Below are 18,385 nucleotides of genomic sequence, written 5' to 3'. Positions count from 1 at the left end.
CTTCGCGTTACCCATTCACACCAAGGATCACCCACATGTCGACCCCACGCCCATTGGCGCTGGCGGTAGCGCTCGCCGCCGCCGGCTCGTCGTTCATGGCCCAGGCCCAGGACACCGAACAGCTCTCCACCCTGACCGTTACCGGCACCGCGGCCACCAAGACGGAGACGCCGTTCAACGAGACGCCCCAGGCCACCTCGATGGTGGCGCGTGAAGAATGGGAGGAGAAAGGCGCGGAGACGGTGCAGCGCGCCCTGAACTACACCCCCGGGGTATACGCCAACCAGGTCGGCGCCTCCAACCGCTACGACTACATCGTGCTGCGCGGCTTCTCCGACGGCAGCCTGAGCAACACCTTCCTCGACGGCCTCAAGCTGATGGGCGATGCCAACTCCTACAGCTCGCTGGTCATCGATCCCTACTTCCTCGAGAGCATCGAGGTGGTCAAGGGGCCGGCCTCGGTGCTCTATGGCCGCGCCTCCCCCGGCGGCCTGGTGTCATTGACCAGCAAGCGCCCCGAGTTCGAACGCGCGGGCCAGCTGCGTCTCGGCGTTGGTAACAATGCCCAGAAGAGCGCCGCCTTCGACCTCACCGGCCCACTGGACGACGAGCGCCGCCTGGCCTTTCGCCTGACCGGCCTGGCCGAGAGCGCCGACACCCAGTTCGGGCCGGTTGAGGAGCAGCGCTACGCCATCGCCCCGCAGCTGACCTGGGACATCACCGACGACACCAGCCTGACCCTGCACGCCTACCTGCAGCAGGACCCCGAGGGCGGCTATCACTCCGGCGTGCCCTACGAAGGCGCCGTGGACAGCCGCAACGGCCGCCGTATCGACAACACCTTCTTCGATGGCGAGGACGACTACGACAAGTTCGAGCGCACCCAGCGCCTGATCGGCTACGACCTCGAGCACCGCTTCAACGACGCCTGGACGGCCCGCCAGAAGCTGCTCTACCTCAATACCGACGTGACCCTCGACCAGGTCTACGGCTTTGGCTGGGCCAACGACACCGAGCTCAACCGCTATTACTCCGGCGGCGAGGAGTCCATGGAGGCCTGGACCGTCGACAACCAGCTCCAGGCCGAGCTCGTCACCGGCGCCGTGGACCATACCCTGCTGTTCGGCGCCGACTACCAGAAACGTGAGAACGAAGTGAACTGGCCCTCCGGCGCCTTCCCGACGCTGGATGCCTTCGATCCCGAATACGGCGCCGAGCCCACGGCGATGTACGCCGCCACCGAGGAACAGCACGACATTCGCCAGACCGGGGTCTACGTCCAGGATCAGATGGCCATCGGCAACTGGCGCCTGTCCCTCGGGGGACGCTACGACTGGGTCGACATCGAGAACACCAATGAAGCCAGCGGCGCCACCAGCGAGCTGGACGACACCCAGTTCAGCGGCCGCGCCGGGCTGCTCTACCTGTTCGACAATGGCCTGGCCCCCTACGTCAGCTATTCCACCGCCTTCACGCCGACCAGCTTCGTCGACGCCAGCGGCGACCTGCTGGAGCCGATGGAGGGGCATCAGCTCGAGACCGGGGTGAAGTTCCAGCCCGAGGGCTCCAGGGACCGCTACAGCGTCGCGCTGTTCCATATCGACCAGGAGAACGTTGCCACCAAGGAGCAGCCCACCGACCCGTATCGCGCCATCGGCGAGATCGAGTCCCAGGGCGTCGAGCTCGAGGCCCATACCCAGCTGACCGACGAATGGAGCCTCCAGGCAGGCTACAGCTTCACCGACATCACCTATGCCAAGAGCGACGACGGCAACGAGGGCAACCGCGCCATCTACGCCCCCCGCCACATCGCCTCCGTATGGGGCGCCTACGCAGCCCAGGACGGCGCCCTCGCGGGCCTCGGCGCGGGCCTCGGCGTTCGCTACCACGCCGATATCCAGGCCGACCGGGCCAACACTGAACAGGTCCCGGACTACACCCTAGTCGACGCCGCCCTCAGCTACGACCTCGGCCAGGTCGGTATGGAGGGCATCACCGCGCGACTCAACGTCAACAACCTGCTCGACAAGGAGTACGTGGCGTCCTGCAACTCGCTGCAGTACTGCTACTTCGGCGCCGAGCGCAGCGTGAAGGCCACCGTTAGCTACGATTTCTGATTCGGCCGAGTCGCCTCACGCTCCGCACCGGCGGCCCTCGGGCCGCCGGTGCGGCGTCGGGCCGTCTCGTCCGGCGCCCTCTCGGCTCGCCGGCGCTCGCCCACGTCGTCCTCGCGCCCACCCCCGCACGGCCACCCCCTCGCATCCCTCGCCGTATTCCACTCCCGCGTTACTCTCTCGCATCACTCTCCCGTATCACTCTCCCGTATCACCCCCTCCCTGCTCGACGCTGCTCCATGGCGGCTTATCCCTGAACCGGGCCGGTCGTCTCCGCCATTGCGTGGGCAGGCTGGACTTCGCATTAACAATGATATAGATTCTCATTCAAATTATCGTAAGATAATTACTCACGCTCACCAGACACCCATCAGGAACCCGGGAAATGACCCTTGCCCTGCCCTCCGTCCCGTATCGGCATTGGTGCCTTGCGCTCGCGATGCTCGCCACGATACTGCTCGCCACCGACACCCGCGCCGCCTCCCGCATAGCGGTGCTCGACCCCGGCCACGCCGAGATCCTCGAGGCCCTGGGCGCGGGCGAGCGACTGGTGCTGGTCCCGGACGACCCGACGCTGGCAGGCGGGCTGCCCTACGCCGCACGCTACCAGCGCCAGCCGTCCGCCGAGGGCCTGCTCGCCCACACCCCAGACCTGCTGGTCGGCGGCAACCCGCAGCGCGACGCCGCGCTGCTCGAGCAGGCAGAACGCCTGGGCATCGCCCGGGTGATGCTCGAGCGCACCCTACCGGCCGTCACGCGGGTGCAGCGCCTGGCCGCGCTGGTGGATCGCCGGGAGCGCGGCCAGGCGCTGGTCGCCCGCATCGAGGCCGGCTACGCCAGCGCCGACGCCCTGAGTGACGGGCGGCCCGCGGTTCGCGTGCTGCACCTCTCCAGCAGCGGCGCCGGCGCCACGGGGTCGGTTACCGGCGCCGGAGGATCGACCTCCGCCGATGCGCTGATCCGTCGGGCCGGCGGCCTCAACGTCGGCGCCGAGGCCGGCCTCGACCGCTATCAGACGCTGAGCGCCGAGGGCGTGATGGCCATGGCTCCCGAGGCGGTGCTGGTCTCGCGTCGCGAGTTGCCCGCCCTGGGCGGTGCCGCGGGGATCTGGGACGCGGTCCCGGGGCTCGCCCATACCCCGGCCGCACGTCAGCGCCACCTGGTCGTGCTCGACCACGCCGCGGTCAAGTTCGATGGCGCTAGCAGCGGACGCGCTACCCATGCCCTGGCCGAGGCGCTGCACGCGCCATGATCAAGACACTGACCTCAAGCGCCGTGCCCCGCCGTCCTTCTCGCACGCACCAGCTGTATGGCGCGCTGGCGCTCGCCATGTTGGCGGGACTGGCGATCAGCGTGGCCAGTGGCGTGGTGCCCGTCGCCCCCCGGGCACTGCTGGCGGCGCTGGCCTCACCCTTCGCCACCGCCGACGAGCACGCCGTCGCCCATGCGGTGCTGTGGGACCTCAGGCTGCCTCGCGCACTGATGGCGCTGCTGATCGGCGCCTCCCTGGCCATGGCCGGCGCCGCCATGCAGGGCCTGTTCGGCAATCCGTTGGCCGACCCAGGCATCGTCGGCGTCAGCAGCGGCGCCTCGCTCGGCGCGGTGATGATCATCGTACTGCGCATCGACGCCCTGGGCGCCTGGACGCTGCCGGTCGGCGCCTTCTGCAGCGGCTTTCTCACCACCTGGCTGATCTACCTGCTGGCGCGCCAATCCCGGGTCGAGGGCGACAACGCCCGGCTGCTGCTGATCGGCATCGCCATCAACGCCGTGGCCGGCGCCTTGACCGGTTACCTGACCTATCTGGCCAGCGTAGAGCAGCTGGAGAGCCTGATGTTCTGGTCGATGGGCTCGCTGGCTCGGGTCGCCTGGACGCCGGTGCTGACCGTCGCCCCGCTGGCCCTGCTCGGCCTGCTGCTGCTGCGCCGCCAAGCGGTATCGCTGGACCTGCTCGCCCTCGGCGAGCGCCAGGCCCGCCACGCCGGGGTCGATGTCAACCGGCTCCGGCGCCGACTGATCGCCCTGACAGCGCTACTGACCGCCGCCGCGGTGGCCTTCACCGGCACCATCGGTTTCATCGGCCTGGTGGTGCCGCACCTGGTGCGCACCCTGATCGGCCCCGGCCATCGCCACCTGTTGCCATTGAGCGCCATGGGCGGTGGCCTGCTGCTGATGCTCGCCGACCTCGGCGCGCGCAGCCTGGACCCGCCCAACGAGATCCCCATCGGCATTCTGACCGCCAGCCTCGGCGGGCCCTTCTTCCTGTGGCTGGTGGCCCGGCGCGGCCCGGGAGCGCGCTGACATGCTGACACTCGACAACCTCTCGCTGACGCTCGGCGGCAGGACGCTGCTCGACGACGTTTCCCTCGACTGCCCCGCCGGCAGCCTGACCGCCCTGATCGGCCCCAACGGGGCCGGCAAGTCGACGCTGCTCGGCCTGATGGCCGGTGACCGCGCGCCCAGCCGGGGCAAGGTGCGGCTCGACGGCCGCCCGATCGAAGCCTACGGCATCCGCGCGCTGGCCGCCCGGCGGGCGGTGATGCCCCAGGACAGCGTGCTGCGCTTCGCCTATCGGGTCGAGGAGGTGGTGCGCATGGGCCGCGCCCTGCGCGACCTACCCCCGGAAGACGACGACCGACGCATCGGCGAGGCCATGGCCGACGTGGAGATCACCGACCTGGCCGGACGCGACGCCATGACGCTGTCCGGCGGCGAGCAGGCCCGCACCACCTTCGCCCGCGTGCGGGTGCAGGAGACACCGCTGCTGCTGCTCGACGAACCCACCGCCGCCCTCGACCTGCGTCACCAGGAACGCCTGCTGCGCCTGGCCGCCGGCTGGGCCGCCCAGGGGCATTGCGTGGTCGCGGTGATGCACGACTTGAACCTCGCGGCCGCCCATGCCGACCGCCTGGCCCTGCTCGACCAGGGGCGCCTGGTGGCCCACGGCACGCCCTGGGAGGTGCTTGAGCGGCGTCAGTTGGAGCACGTTTATCGCCAGCCCGTGTGCGTGATGTCGCACCCGGATCGCCATTGCCCGGTGGTCGTCACGACCGCCCCCACCCAGGAGTTCACATGACCGGAGTTCACATGACCGACACCCTCGACCGCGACGATGTCGCCCGCACCCTCGACCGCGAGCACGCCGAGGCTCGCGCCCAGGCCGAGGCCCGGCGCCAGGAGCGCGCCGCCCTGGCCGAAGACGGCGCCGAGGCGCCTGCCCCACGTCGCGGCTGGCGTGATTTCCGCGAGGCCCAGCATTTCCAGCACGCCTACCTGTCCATCGGCCCCGCCCAGGGCGCGCTGCTGTACATGCTGGCCCGGGCCGCCGGTGCACGCCGCATCGTCGAGTTCGGCTCCTCCTTCGGCATCTCGACGCTCTACCTGGCGGCCGCCGCCGAGGACAACGACGGCCACGTCATCGGCAGCGAGTACTACGCCAACAAGCGCGAGCATGCCCTGGCCAACCTGCGCGACGCCGGCCTCGCGCAGCGCGCCGAGATTCGCCTGGGCGACGCCCTGGAGACCCTCGGCGACGTCACCGACCCCGTCGACTTCGTGTTCCTGGACGGCGACAAGTCGCTCTATCTACCGGTCCTGGAATGCCTGCTGCCGAGCCTGGCCCCGGGGGCATGGATGGTCGCCGACAACCTCGACCATTTCGACGAGACGCCCGGCGACTTCCGTCACGAGATCCTCCGCGACCCTCGCTTCACCAGCCGGTTGATACCGGTCGGTCGCGGCATGTTCAGCGTCTCGCGCCATCGCGGCTGAACGCCGGGCCCCAGAGCCGGCCCGCGTCGAAGGCCGGCCGACAACGACGTCACGGCCGTCGCTGGCCCCAACCATCGCCACATAAGGGAACGCGCAAACCCCATGACTTCAAACCTCCGCCATCCCCTCGCCCGTCGGCGCCTGCTCCTCGGCGGCGCCTCGCTGTGCTGCCTGGCGGGCGCCGCCCAGGCCCAGGACGCAGCCACCACCCTCGACACCATGACGGTCACCTCCGCCTCGGCGTCCGGCTATGCCGTCGACCCGGTACGCGCCCCCGCCAGCATATCGGTGGTCACCCGCGACCAGCTCGAGGGCAAGTCCTACCGCGACATCACCCAGGCGCTGCAGGACGTTCCCGGCGTCTACGTCGACGACGGTCCCTCCGGCAAGGGCGGCACCGGCGAGATCTCGATTCGCGGCATGGATGCGAAATACACCCTGATCCTGGTCGACGGCATTCCCCAGGGTTCCCAGCAGGCCTACTACAACGGCTACGGCTCGGGCGCCGAGTTCGGCTGGCTGCCGCCGATCTCCGCCATCGAGCGCATCGAGGTGATCCGCGGCCCGATGTCGACGCTATACGGCTCCGACGCCCTGGGCGGGGTGATCAACGTGATTACCCGGCCGGTCGCCGAGGACTGGGGCGGCTCGGTCAACCTCGATACCATGGTGCAGGAGGACTCGGCCTCCGGGGATCGCCAGAAAGCCCAATTCCGTCTCAGCGGACCACTGGTCGAAGACAGGCTGTCGGCGACCCTGACCGGCTCCACCCTGCAGCGCGACGAAGACCGCCGCGAAGGCGGCTTCAGCGAGTACGACCGCCGCGACATCAGCGCCCAGCTGGACTGGACCCCCGACGAGGCCAACCACCTCAGTTTCGAGGCCGGACACGGCACCCAGGACACCCGGGCAGACGCCGACATGACCGGCAGCGACCGCGACCTCGATACCCGACGCCGCCACCAGGCGCTGCGTCATACCCTCGACTGGGGCGACGGCCTGACCACCCGCAGCTACGTGCAGCGCGAGACGCTCGAGCAGGACGACAGCTCTTACCGTTCGGTCTACGAGCGGGTCACCGCCAATAGCGCCACCGTCATGACGTTCGGCGACCACCTGCTCACCCTGGGCGCGCAGTATCGCGAGCAGCGCACCGAGAACCCTGATCGCGGCTTCGGCGAGCAGACCCTGGAACGCTGGGACATGGCACTGTTCGCCGAAGACGAATGGTTCCTCACCGAGCGCTTCTCGCTGACCACCGGCGCCCGCTGGGTCGAGGACGAGAACTACGGCAACGAGTTCGTGCCGCGCCTCTACGGCGTCTTCAGCGCCACCCCCCAGCTGACCTTCAAGGGCGGCGTGAGCGCCGGCTATCGCACCCCGGACCTCAAGCAGGGCGACTCCAACTGGATCGAGGGCGGCGGCGGCCCTCGCTGCGCGGACTGCCGGGACATCGGCAACTCCGACCTCAATCCGGAGAAGAGCACCACATATGAGCTGGCCGCGCTGTGGCAGGGAGACACCGGCCTGGCCGCCGGCGCCACCCTCTTCCACACCGACTACGAAGACAAGATCGAAAAGCCGGTGATCTGCGATACCCGGGAGGGCGATACGAGCTGTTTTTACCAGGGCGAGGCCTATACGGCCCTGTATCAGTACACCAACGTGGACGAGGCCACCGTCAACGGCCTAGAGCTGAGCCTGGACGCTCCCTTGAGCGAGCGGCTGGAGATGCGTGCCACCTACACCTTCACCGACAGCGAACAGCGCAGTGGCGCCAACCGCGGCCTGCCGCTCAACGACCAGCCACGGCATCGCGCCACCCTGGGCCTGGACTGGCAGGCCAGTGCTCAGACTCGCCTGTGGTCCCGGGCCCGTTACAAGGGCCAGGCCGAGCGGGTCGCCGGTCGTGGCGGGCTAAGCGAGGCCTACCCCAGCTATACGCTGGTCGACGCTGGCGTACGCCATGCGCTGACGCCCACGGTCTCCCTCTACGGTGGCATCTATAATCTGTTCGACAAGGAGATCGATCAGGACGACTACGGCCGCGTGTTGGACGGCCGACGCTTCAATGCCGGCCTGCAGTTGCAATTCTGACCACCGCGAACTACCCCGGGAGCGGCCAGGCCGCTCCCGGCCATGCATGGCGCAACCCCTTGGCGGCCCCTACAATGTCGCACCGCGCCCTTTCCAACTGCTCAAGGCGTCTCGATGCCCGATCAGCTTTCCTCACGACACGACGACACCACCCCGAACTCGGGCCAGGACGCCGCGCTACCGCTGGGCATGCCCGCCACCCGCAAGCTGTCCGCCCACGACCTTGGCCTGGTCTCCCTCGCCCTGCTGAACGAGGGAGAAAGCTACGGCAGCCGGCTTAGCGATCACATCGAGCAGCTCTCGAACGGCTTCTATCGACCGAGCCCCGGCATGCTCTATCCCGTGCTCGGCGGACTGACCGAGCGCGGGCTGGTGAGCCAGCAGCGTCAGGGACGCCGCAAGTACTATCGGCTTACGGACGAGGGACACGCCTATCTGGACGAGTACGCCACGACAGCCCGGCGGGTCAGGGCACGCCTCGAATCGGCCGGACGCAAGCTCAACGCCCTCTTCGCTTCGTTGAGCCAGACACTGGACGACGAGACCGAGGCCATGCCGCTGGCCCAGGACATGCTCGGCGCACGGATGGACCTCAAGGCCGCCCTCCACGAGAGCCGTCATGCCTCGCCGGCAGCCCAGCGACGCATCCTGCTCCTGCTGCAGGACACCGCGGCACGCATCCGCGACGAAGCCCAGCGCTGAATCCCGGCGGGCCATCGCCGCGCCTCGCCTGGAGGACGCGAGGGACAGCGGGGAAAGGGGCGACGCGCCTCAGCCGAACGGCTGCTCCGCCGCCTCCAGCTCGCCGGTCTGCACCCGCCACTGGGCGGCGTAGCGCCCGTCGCGGGCCAGCAGCTCGCCGTGGGTGCCGCGTTCGGCCACCCGCCCCGCCTCGATCACCGCGATCTCGTCGGCGTGCACGATGGTCGAGAGGCGGTGGGCGATCATGATCACCGTGCGCCCGTGGCCGATACGACGCAGCGAGCGCTGGATGGCCGCTTCGGTCTCGTTGTCCACCGCGCTGGTGGCCTCGTCGAGCACCAGGATCGGCGGATCCTTGAGCAGCGCCCGGGCCAGCGATAAGCGCTGGCGCTGACCACCGGAGAGCCGCACGCCGCGCTCGCCCACCGCGGTGTCGAGCCCCTCGGGCAGCGCCTGGATGAAGTCCCAGGCCTCGGCGGTGCGCGCCGCCGCGACGATCTCGGCCTCCCCGGCGTCGGGCTTGCCGTAGGCGATGTTGTCGCGGATCGAGCCCTCGAACAGGTAGACGTCCTGGCTGACCAGCCCGATCGCCCCGCGCAGCGAGGCCAGCGAGACCTCGTGAAGCGGCTGGCCGTCGACGGTCACCCGCCCCGCGGCCGGCTCGACGAAGCGCAGTAGCAGCTTGATCAGCGTCGACTTGCCGGAGCCGGTGGCGCCCACCAGCGCCAGGGTATGCCCCGCCGGCACCGCCAGGTCGATGCCCTCGACCCCGGCGCCGGACTCGCCGTAGCGGAAGGCCACGCCCTCGAAGCGCACCTCGCCACGCACCGGGGCGGCGAGCGCCTGGCCGGCGTCGTCACGCACCTGGATCGGCGTGGCCAGCAGGTCGAGGATGCGCCGGGTGCTGGCCATGGCGCGCTCGAACAGGTCGATGACCTGGGCCAGCCCGGTGAGCGGCCACAGCAGCCGCTGGGTGAGGAACACCAGCACGCCGTAGGCGCCGACGTTGAGGTCGCCGCGCAGGGCCATCATGCCGCCCACCGTGAAGGTGGCCAGGAAGCCGGTGAGGATCGCCATGCGGATCACCGGAATGAACGCCGAGCTGATGCGAATCGCCCGGCGGTTGGCCGCCACATAGGCTTCGCTTGCCTGGCGCAGGCGCTCGGCCTCGCGGGCCTCGGCGGTGAAGCTCTTGATGGTGGCGATACCCGCCAGGTTGTTGGACAGCCGGCTCGAGAGCTCGCCGACCCGCTCGCGCACCTCGGCGTACAGCGGCCCGGCCTTGCGCTGGAAGTAGAAGGCGCCCCACACGATCAGCGGGATCGGCGTGAAGGCCAGCAGCGCGATCAGCGGCGAGAGCACGAAGAACACCGCGCCCACCGCCACCACGGTGACGCCGACCTGGATCATGGCGTTGGCGCCGCCGTCCAGGAAGCGCTCGAGCTGGTTGACGTCGTCGTTCATGGTCGCCACCAGCTGCCCGGAGCTGCGCGACTCGAAGAAGCCCATGTCCAGACGCTGGGCGTGCTCGTAGGCATCCTGGCGCAGATCGGATTGCAACCGCTGGGCCAGGTTGCGCCACAGGATCTGGTAGAGGTACTCGAACAGCGACTCGCCGGCCCAGATGAAGAAGGTCAGCACCCCGAGGATCAGGATCTGCTCCTTCGCCGAGGTGAAGCCCAGCCCGGCAACGAAGCTGTCCTCCTGGTTGACCACCACGTCGATGGCCACCCCGATGAGGATCTCCGGGGCGATATCGAACAGCTTGTTGATGATCGAACAGGCGGTGGCGGCGACGATCCGTCGGCGATAGCCGCGGGCGTAGCGCAACAGGCGTCCCAGGGCCCGGAAGCTACTGGTACTCGACATGCGTGACTCTCCATGGCAGCGCAGAGGGCGTCGCCCGGCGGCCTCATGGCGCCGCCGGGCGAGCGGGGATGGCTACCATACCCTGTCGACGAGCACCTGTCCCGCCGCGGGCGCCGCTCAGGAACCGGCTTGGGGAGCGTTCTCGATGCGCGCCAGCGCGTCGCGACTGGCCGCCTGGCGAGCGCCGCCGGTCAGCTCGTGCAACCGGCCATGGCGCATCTCCAGCAGGCGGTCGGCCACATCGAAGTAGTGATCGTCGTGGCTGATCACCACCAGGGTCTTGCCCGATGCCCGCAGCCGCGGCAGCAGCTCCCGGTAGAAGACGCGCCGGAACTGCGGGTCCTGGTCGGCGGCCCACTCGTCGAGCAGCAGCAGGTCGCGCTGCTCGGCCACCGCCAGCAGCATGGCCAGGCGCTTGCGCTGCCCCTGGGACAGCTTGATGCTGGTCACCCGGTCGCCCTCGAGATCCAGCTTGTCCTGCATGCCCAGCTCGGCGAGCCATTCGGCCACCAGCGACGGATCGGGGGAGCTGCCCTCCGGGCCGATCAGGCGGTCGAACAGATGAAAATCGGTATAGATCGCCGAGATCTGCTGGCGGTACACCGTCCATTCCGCCTCGCGCAGCGGCCGACCGTCGATCCGGATGTTGCCCTCGTGGGGGCGGTATAGTCCGGTCAGCAGCCGGGCCAGGGTCGACTTGCCGCTGCCGTTGCCACCGATCAGGAACACCACCTCGCCGCGCGTCAGCGTCAGGTCGATGGGCCCGACGGCGAAGCCCGGCCGTGCCTGCTGCGGCGGGTAGCGATAGCTCACTGCGTCCAGCGACAGCGTCTGCCAGTCGTGGCCCCCCGCGGCGCGATCGAACTCGGGGCGATGTTCGGCCAGCGCCAGCGCGGTCAGCTTCTCGAAGGCGACCCGGGCATTGATCAGGGTGGGAAAGGCGCCCACCGCCTGGATCAGGGGCGCACGCAGGAACAGCAGGGTCAGCGAAAAGGTGGTGGCCACCTGCACGGACGCCCAGCCCAGGCCGTTGGCAAGGATGAACACCATGCCGATGGCGCCCAGCATCATGATGTTGAACCAGTTGATGGCGCTGAGGTGGAAGGTGTCGCCGATCACGATGTGGCGACGATAGTCCTCGGCATGGGGGAGATAGCGATCCCGGTAAAGCCAGGCGGCACGGTCGCGGTTGAGCGTCAGCTCCTTGCTGCCCTCGATGATCGCCTGATAGTCCTCGTAGAGGCGGTCCTCCACATCACGCACCTTCGCCATCTGCCGGTAGACGCGCTTCACCAGCCGGAAGCCAACCACCAGCACCAGCGACACCCAGAGCACGGTGACGCCGAGCAGCGACGGCGACAGCCAGGCCAGATAGAGGCTCGCCCCCAGGGTCAGCACGCCCCCTTGCACGAGCTCCGGCAGGCGCACGAAAGCGACGGTGATGTAGCGCACGTCGGTGGACAGGCTGGCCAGCAACCGTGCGCCGCCGATCTGCTCGAGATGCTCGATGTCGGTGTCCAGGATGCGCTTGATCAGCTGGCTGCGCAGCCGATAGACGAAACGGTGGCCCAGGGTGGTCAGGGCCAGCTGCGAGGCCAGCGTGATGCCCAGCAGCAAGGCGATCAGCCCCAGGAACGTCGGCAGCACGCGCCAGGGGTCGGCGAAAGTATCGAGCAGCCGCTGGTTGATGAATGCGATCACCCCCACGCCCAGGCCGGCACTGGCCAGGCTCAGCGCCACCACGGCGAGGAACGGACCACGATAGTCCTGCCACACGATCCTGACGAGTTCTCTCACACATCCTCCCCGGCGATATCGGTTCTCGGTCGTCTGCGCCCGCGCTTGGCAGGCAGGTTCTCAGGCTTGAGCGGGCAACCGCCGCACAGCGCCTCCTCGGGCAGGCGATACTTGATGCAGCACAGCCGTCGCACCCGGGCCGGCGCCTCGCCACCCAGCTCGAGATAGCGGATCGGGCGAAAAAGCGGGTTGCGGCGTCCATCCGACAGGGTGCGGATCTCGAGCAAGCGCAGAAGCGGCTCGCCGGAGCCAGCGAAGTCGGGGTGCCGGTTACAGGTCTGCCCCGCGTATTCCACGTAATGGCCGAGGTTGCTCCAGAACACCTTGGGCGACAGCCCCGAGATCCCGGCCAGAGCCTCGATGAGCGGGCCACAGTGGGCGTCGATCAACCGCCGGAAGCGCGTCTCCGGCGCCTGAGAGCTCAGCGGCCAGCCGCCGTGGGGCAGCCACAGCCGCGATGTCTGGCCCCTGTCGCCCACGCTGAGCCGCATCTCGTCCGGCGCCACCGGCAGCTCGAGGTCCAGCAGCAGATTGGCGACCAGGGCCGGTATCGAGACGGCGCTGAGATGGAACTTCGACCAGATCGAGGCCGCCGCACGGCGATCGGCGTCCTCCCCGAAGCTGGCCGTGAAGCGGTCCAGCAACTCCGTCAGCGTCTCCCGCTCGAGCAGCGCCGCCACCGGCAGCGTGGGCCCTTCCGGCGCTTCGAAGGCCGGCGGCTTGAGGGCGTCGAGGGGCGGCTGACGATACAGGGCCAGCACGGCCTCGGCGGGGGCGCCCCGGCGCAGCGAGGCGAGTGGCATGTCGGTCATTCGAGATCTCCCTTGCCGGTGGCATCGTTCATAGTCGCCGCAGCCCCCACAATCCCCCGCCCTGGAACGGCAGCCCCAGTCAGAACAGGATCAGCAAGAGCAGGTGGGCGCGGTTCGGTGATACGCCGCGTATCGCCAGGTTCGTCATGAGTACTCTCCCAACTGCCCTCTCATGCCTACCGCCTCCATCACCCCGCCACACGTCTTGCTGAACGCCTTCGGGTTCAATGCCGACCGTAATGGCATAGCGCCGTGCTACACTCTACATGAAAACGATTCTCAGATGTATTGTCGTCCGACTTTCCCCGCTGAAAAGCTGGACCCGACGGAAGATCACCCTGCTCACCGACAGGGCGCTGACTTGATCTCGGCTATGGAAGCGCCACGGTAGATATATATAACGATTCTCGTTTACTCTATAGGGCGAGAATCATTGCGCAAGGAATTCACCATGTTCGAGGTCCAGGGCGCCACCTTCGAGGTCAACGGCAAGCGCCTGCTCCACCCCGTGGAGCACCGCTTCGAGGAAGGCAAGGTCTACGGTCTGATCGGCCATAACGGCTCCGGCAAGTCGACGCTGATCAAGCTGCTCGCACAGCAGCAGCCGGCCAGCCAGGGCCAAATCCTGCTCGATGACAGGGCCGTGCGTGACTGGGGCCAGCGCGAGTTCGCCCGCCGGGTCGCCTACCTGCCCCAGCAACTGCCCAGCGCCGAGAACCTGACCGGTCACGAATTGATCGGCTTCGGCCGCTATCCATGGCGCGGCCTGCTGGGACGTCACACCTCGGCGGACAAGGCCGCCATCGAGCGCGCCATCCAGCTCAGCCATACCGAGGACTTTGCCGACCGCCTGGTGGACACCCTGTCCGGCGGCGAGCGCCAGCGGGTCTGGCTGGCCATGCTGTTGGCCCAGGAGAGCCGCTTCCTGCTGCTCGACGAGCCGCTGGCGGCGCTGGACATCGCCCATCAGGTCGAGGTGCTGGCCCTGGTGCGCAAGCTCTGCCATGAACTGGGCCTGGGCGTGATCATCGTGCTACACGACATCAACATGGCCTCGCGCTACTGCGACCGCCTGCTGGCACTGCACAGCGGGCGGGTACTGGCCCATGGCGCCCCCGACGAGATGATGACCGACACCAATCTCGAAGCCATCTACGGCTTGCCGATGCGCGTAATGCCGCATCCCAATGGCGATCATCACATCGCTGTCGCCCACTGAGTCCATGAGGCATGGCGCACGAGCTCCCCGGGCGCGGGATGCCGGCAAGACGGCACCAGGTCACGGCATTACCGGCGACGATACCGCCGGCTTGCCGGTGTACGACGCCTAGGACCAAGTCGCATTTCGCGCACTTCGTGCAGACGCAACGTGGCCGAGCACGCTGGCTCGGCCACAGATCCATCATGAACATCTGATGGAGGAATGCCGACGGCTACTCGGCCGCCTATGTCCTTCCGGCAAGCCGATGGTAACCGTCTCGCCTCACGCGATGGCAGCCTGGTAGCGCCGCTCGACCTCGGCCCAGTCGACCACGTTGTAGAAGGCGGCGATATAGTCGGGACGCTTGTTCTGGTACTTCAGGTAGTAGGCATGCTCCCAGACGTCCAGCCCCAGCACCGGCGTGTTGCCGTGCATCAGCGGGCTGTCCTGGTTGAGGCTATTCTCCACCACCAGCGTCTTCTGCGGGGTGACGCTAAGCCAGGCCCAGCCGCTGCCGAAGCGCGTCAGGGCCGCCTTGGTGAAGGCTTCCTTGAAAGCCTCGAAGCCACCCAGCTCGCGCTCGATGGCCTCACCGACCCGGCCCTCCGGTGCGCCGCCGCCCTGGGGCGACATGAACTGCCAGAACATCGAGTGGTTGGAATGACCGCCGCCGTTGTTGATCACCGCCTGGCGTTTGTCGTCCGGCACCCGGTCGAGGTTGGCGATCAGCTCATCCACCGGCACCTCTTCGAGGCCGGTGCCCTCCAGGGCGGCGTTGAGGTTGTTGACGTAGGTTTGGTGATGCCGCGAATGATGGATCTCCATGGTCAGCGCATCGATGTGCGGCTCCAGGGCATTGTAGGCGTAGGGAATGTCGGGCAACGAATGCGGCATGTTGATAGTCCTCCTGGTCAGAAAATCACGGGGTGTGTACCCGTTGCCATCCAGCGGCATGGCAACGCAAGCCCGCTGAGAGCCAAATAAATAGCAATCATTATCACTCTATCCGATATCACTCCCCGCCGCCAGATTGATACGCATTCCTGTTTGCCACACTGCGGTCCGGCGCGTGCGACCTTCGGGGTCACGCCGGGCAGCAGGCGGCGTCGCCGGATGAGACGGAGTCGGCGATCACCTTACCGCTCTCGAGCCGCAGCAGCCGATCGGCGAGCGGGAAATAGCGGTCGTCGTGGGAAATCACCAGCACCGCCTTTCCCATGGTCCGCAATTCGGGCAGCACTTCCCGGTAGAAAACGTCCTTGAACAGCGGATCCTGGTCCGCCGCCCACTCGTCGAACACCAGGAAAGGACGATCCTCGAGGTAGGCGACGACCAGCGCCAGGCGCTTGCGCTGACCCTGTGAGAGGGCCTGGGTAGTGAAGGCGCCCTCCTCGACCCGCACCTTGTGCTGGAGATGCAACTTGGCCAGCAGCCGATTGCCCTCCTCGTCGAGGTCGGTTCGATGGGCTTCCAGCAGGCGTTCGAACAGATGGAAGTCGGAGAAGACCACCGAGAAGAGCTGCCGATAGGCATCACGATCGCACGCCTCGATACGCTCGCCATCGAGCCAGATCTCGCCCTCCTCGGGGGTGTAGAGGCCCACCAGCAACTTGGCGAGGGTGGTCTTGCCGCTGCCGTTGCCGCCGACGAGGAAGGTCACCTCACCCGGCGTGAAAACGAAGTCGAGCGGACCGAGTTCGAAGAAGTCGTCGCTCTGCTCGTGGTAGTAGCGATGCTTGACACCCCGCAGCTCCAGCGTTTCCAGGCGTGTCGGCGACGCCGCCGTCGAGCCCTGCGCGGGAGAAGGCAGTTCCCGGGTGATCTCGTCGATGCGATGTGCCGAGGCGAAGGCCAGGTTGGCACGCGGAATATTCACCAGCAGGGCCTGAAGTGGCGTCACCAGGTACACCAGCATCAGGGCGAAACCGGTCATCACCCGGGCGCTGTCCGGTCCGGAACCGACCAGCACGAACAGCACCAGACCGATGAAGGCGTAGATGAGGCACTGACTCCAACTGGTCGACGCCACGAAGAGCGACATCCCTCGGGTCCGCGCCCGGCGCACCAGGTCGATCGACGTGCCCAGCTCGCCGGAGACGAAGACGTCACGCTTTCGGCGGTGCAGGCGCAGTTCCTTGGCACCGTCGGTGAGCGCCCGGAAGTGGCCGAACAGCCGATCCTGCTCGACCGAGGCCGCGTTGAGATGGCGGATCGCGCGCAGATGAACCAGATGATAGCCGACCGATCCCAGGCCGATGACCGCCACAGCGATGAGGAACACCTGCCACGACAACAGCGCCATGTACACCAGCCCACCGAAGACGATGACCACATTGGTCAGCAGCCCCGGCAGGCTGACGAAGAACTGGGCGACATTGGTGCTGTGTTCCGACAAGGCGGAGTGCACCCGGGCACCGCCCAGTTTCTCGAGGCGATAATAGTCGGCGTCCATGGCACGCCCCACGATGAAGCGTCGCAACTCGGCCAGCGTCGCCTGTCCCAGCCGCTCGAACAGCATCGACGCCAGGGTGCGGCTGAGCATCACGGCCACGGCGATGGCGGCGAATCGCCATGCCAGATCGAGACGCGCTGCGGCGTCGGCGGTCAGGGCGGCATTGATCTGCGCCACCAACAGGACGCTACAAAGGCCACCGGCGATGCTGGCCACGACCGCGGCGAGCATTAGCCAGTGGAACTGTCGAATCAGATGAAGCAGCACGACGACCTCGGCTAGACAGGGAATCTATCCGTCAAGGACGAAGGACATCGCCCGGTGTTCAGCAATCTCCGCTACGGCATATACGCTCCCACGCGGAGACCACGGATCTTGGCGTGGCGGCGGCGAAGACGACGAAAAAATCTTAATAAGAAGCATACTCATTCGTCATTGGGTGTCAGAAGGGGCGCTTTCCGCCCTCGGCACACCGTCAAAGGAGCTTGCCAGTGCTGGATACCGTTCAGGAGCCACAGCGCTCCATTCCGCCGCGCCAAAGTGGCTTCCGCTCCCGCCCCGAAGGCCGCGAGTTCGAGATCCGTCATGTCTCCTCCGGGCTGATCGCACTTGACTCCCAGGGCAGGGAGTGCGGCTGGTGGCAACTCTCGGCCGACCAAGACGGCCTGGTGCTGGACTGGGCCGGCTCATGTTCGAGCGGCCCGAACATCCATGACACCCTCGCCGCCGTCGAATCGGTGTTCGCCGGACGGCCTGAGCTTCCCGAACTGCTGCTGCCCCCCGCGTTGGTCGATGCCGCCGAACTGCAACGCATCGGCAGGGTGGCAACGCGGCGTGACGGCCTCGTACGGATAGCGCAGGACGACTTCTTCCGGTTTGCCCGAATGTGGCACGCTGTCGCCGATGCTGGCGGCACCCCCACACCACCCGGTGTCATGCCTGCGCCCGGCACCACCGTCTACCGCCGCCATATACCGTGGCTCTCCCAACTCCTGAGCTTTCGCGTCGCCGATCCGGAGCGGGATCTGGCGCGTTTCCACCGCTGGATGAACGACCCGATCGTCGCCCGGTTCTGGGAGGAAGAGGGTGACATGGCCCAGCATCGAGAGCGCCTGGAAAGCACGCTCCAGGATCTCAATAGCGTCCCGCTCATCGCCTGCCTCGACGATACGCCCTTCGGCTACTTCGAGGCGTATTGGGCCAAGGACGACCGCATCGCGCCCCATTACGACGTCGGAGACTTCGATCGCGGCTGGCACGTGCTGATCGGCGAGGCCGCCTTCCGCGGCCGGCCCTACGTCGCCGCCTGGATGCCTTCCATCTCGCACTACCTGTTTCTCGACGACCGCCGGACGAACCGCCTGGTCATCGAACCCCGCGTGGATAACGCCAAGATGCTGCGCAACCTGGGCAAGTGCGGATATGCGCTGGTCAAGGAATTCGACTTCCCGCACAAGCGCGCCATGCTCGGCATGCTGCAGCGCGAGCGTTTCTTCGCCGAGCGCCGCTGGGTGCCGGCCTCCCCTCACCCTGGCTCGGCCCCCGCTGTCTGACCACCTTCCAACCCCGA

At 67.7% G+C, this 18,385-nt stretch carries 14 protein-coding genes; 9 read left to right on the top strand and 5 right to left on the bottom strand.

Annotated elements, in window-relative coordinates; translation table 11 throughout:
- Positions 1-35 precede the first annotated feature (35 nt).
- The 7 genes from ACGTN6_RS01920 (at position 36) to ACGTN6_RS01890 (ending at position 8,684) form a co-directional block, all read left to right on the top strand.
- Complete coding sequence (locus ACGTN6_RS01920; RefSeq protein WP_394589537.1) at positions 36-2,117, top strand: TonB-dependent siderophore receptor; 2,082 nt, start codon at positions 36-38, stop codon at positions 2,115-2,117.
- Between the two features lie 382 nt (positions 2,118-2,499).
- Positions 2,500-3,366: a heme/hemin ABC transporter substrate-binding protein gene (locus tag ACGTN6_RS01915; protein WP_394589536.1), complete on the top strand. Its 867-nt coding sequence runs from the start codon at positions 2,500-2,502 to the stop codon at positions 3,364-3,366.
- Positions 3,363-4,415 (top strand): FecCD family ABC transporter permease, encoded by a 1,053-nt coding sequence (locus ACGTN6_RS01910; RefSeq protein ID WP_394589535.1) that lies wholly within the window; start codon positions 3,363-3,365, stop codon positions 4,413-4,415. Before ACGTN6_RS01915 ends, ACGTN6_RS01910 begins: the two co-directional genes overlap by 4 nt.
- 1 nt (position 4,416) lies before the next feature.
- The gene (locus ACGTN6_RS01905; protein WP_394589534.1) at positions 4,417-5,190 is read left to right on the top strand and encodes a heme ABC transporter ATP-binding protein; all 774 of its coding nucleotides are present in this window, start codon (positions 4,417-4,419) and stop codon (positions 5,188-5,190) included.
- Complete coding sequence (locus ACGTN6_RS01900) at positions 5,187-5,885, top strand: O-methyltransferase (RefSeq protein ID WP_394589533.1); 699 nt, start codon at positions 5,187-5,189, stop codon at positions 5,883-5,885. The genes ACGTN6_RS01905 and ACGTN6_RS01900 overlap by 4 nt, the downstream gene beginning before the upstream one ends.
- Before the next feature lie 102 nt (positions 5,886-5,987).
- Entirely contained in the window at positions 5,988-7,982 is a 1,995-nt protein-coding gene (locus tag ACGTN6_RS01895) for a TonB-dependent receptor domain-containing protein (protein ID WP_394589532.1), read from the top strand.
- Between the two features lie 114 nt (positions 7,983-8,096).
- A complete protein-coding gene (locus tag ACGTN6_RS01890) occupies positions 8,097-8,684 on the top strand; it encodes a PadR family transcriptional regulator (protein WP_394589531.1) in 588 nt (195 codons plus the stop codon).
- A 69-nt stretch (positions 8,685-8,753) separates the two neighbouring features.
- Here the strand turns inward: ACGTN6_RS01890 and ACGTN6_RS01885 are convergent, their stop codons facing one another.
- The 3 genes from ACGTN6_RS01885 to fhuF all read right to left on the bottom strand — a co-directional run bounded on the left by ACGTN6_RS01885 (position 8,754) and on the right by fhuF (position 13,162).
- Positions 8,754-10,553, bottom strand: coding sequence for an ABC transporter ATP-binding protein (locus ACGTN6_RS01885; protein WP_394589530.1), 1,800 nt, complete (start codon positions 10,551-10,553; stop codon positions 8,754-8,756).
- 117 nt (positions 10,554-10,670) lie between these two features.
- On the bottom strand, positions 10,671-12,350 hold the full coding sequence (locus ACGTN6_RS01880; protein ID WP_394589529.1) for a multidrug ABC transporter permease/ATP-binding protein: 1,680 nt from the start codon (positions 12,348-12,350) through the stop codon (positions 10,671-10,673).
- A complete protein-coding gene (fhuF, locus tag ACGTN6_RS01875; protein WP_394589528.1) occupies positions 12,347-13,162 on the bottom strand; it encodes a siderophore-iron reductase FhuF in 816 nt (271 codons plus the stop codon). Before fhuF ends, ACGTN6_RS01880 begins: the two co-directional genes overlap by 4 nt.
- A gap of 451 nt (positions 13,163-13,613) precedes the next feature.
- Here fhuF and ACGTN6_RS01870 point away from each other — a divergent pair, with 451 nt between their 5' ends.
- The gene (locus ACGTN6_RS01870; protein ID WP_394589527.1) at positions 13,614-14,381 is read left to right on the top strand and encodes an ABC transporter ATP-binding protein; all 768 of its coding nucleotides are present in this window, start codon (positions 13,614-13,616) and stop codon (positions 14,379-14,381) included.
- A 264-nt stretch (positions 14,382-14,645) separates the two neighbouring features.
- On the opposite strand, the gene ACGTN6_RS01865 is transcribed toward ACGTN6_RS01870, so the two are convergent.
- Both ACGTN6_RS01865 and ACGTN6_RS01860 read right to left on the bottom strand, forming a co-directional pair.
- Positions 14,646-15,257 carry a superoxide dismutase gene (locus ACGTN6_RS01865; protein ID WP_394589526.1) on the bottom strand — a complete coding sequence of 204 codons (612 nt, stop codon included), beginning with the start codon at positions 15,255-15,257 and terminating at the stop codon, positions 14,646-14,648.
- A gap of 190 nt (positions 15,258-15,447) precedes the next feature.
- Complete coding sequence (locus ACGTN6_RS01860) at positions 15,448-17,082, bottom strand: cyclic peptide export ABC transporter (protein ID WP_394589525.1); 1,635 nt, start codon at positions 17,080-17,082, stop codon at positions 15,448-15,450.
- A 224-nt stretch (positions 17,083-17,306) separates the two neighbouring features.
- On the opposite strand from ACGTN6_RS01860, the gene ACGTN6_RS01855 reads away from it, so the two are divergent.
- Positions 17,307-18,368, top strand: coding sequence for a GNAT family N-acetyltransferase (locus tag ACGTN6_RS01855; protein WP_394589524.1), 1,062 nt, complete (start codon positions 17,307-17,309; stop codon positions 18,366-18,368).
- The last annotated feature ends 17 nt before the right edge of the window (positions 18,369-18,385 follow it).

It is taken from the genome of Halomonas sp. B23F22_20, from assembly GCF_043496985.1.
Taxonomy (GTDB): Bacteria; Pseudomonadota; Gammaproteobacteria; order Pseudomonadales; family Halomonadaceae; genus Halomonas.
This window is presented reverse-complemented; position numbering and strand designations above follow the sequence as displayed.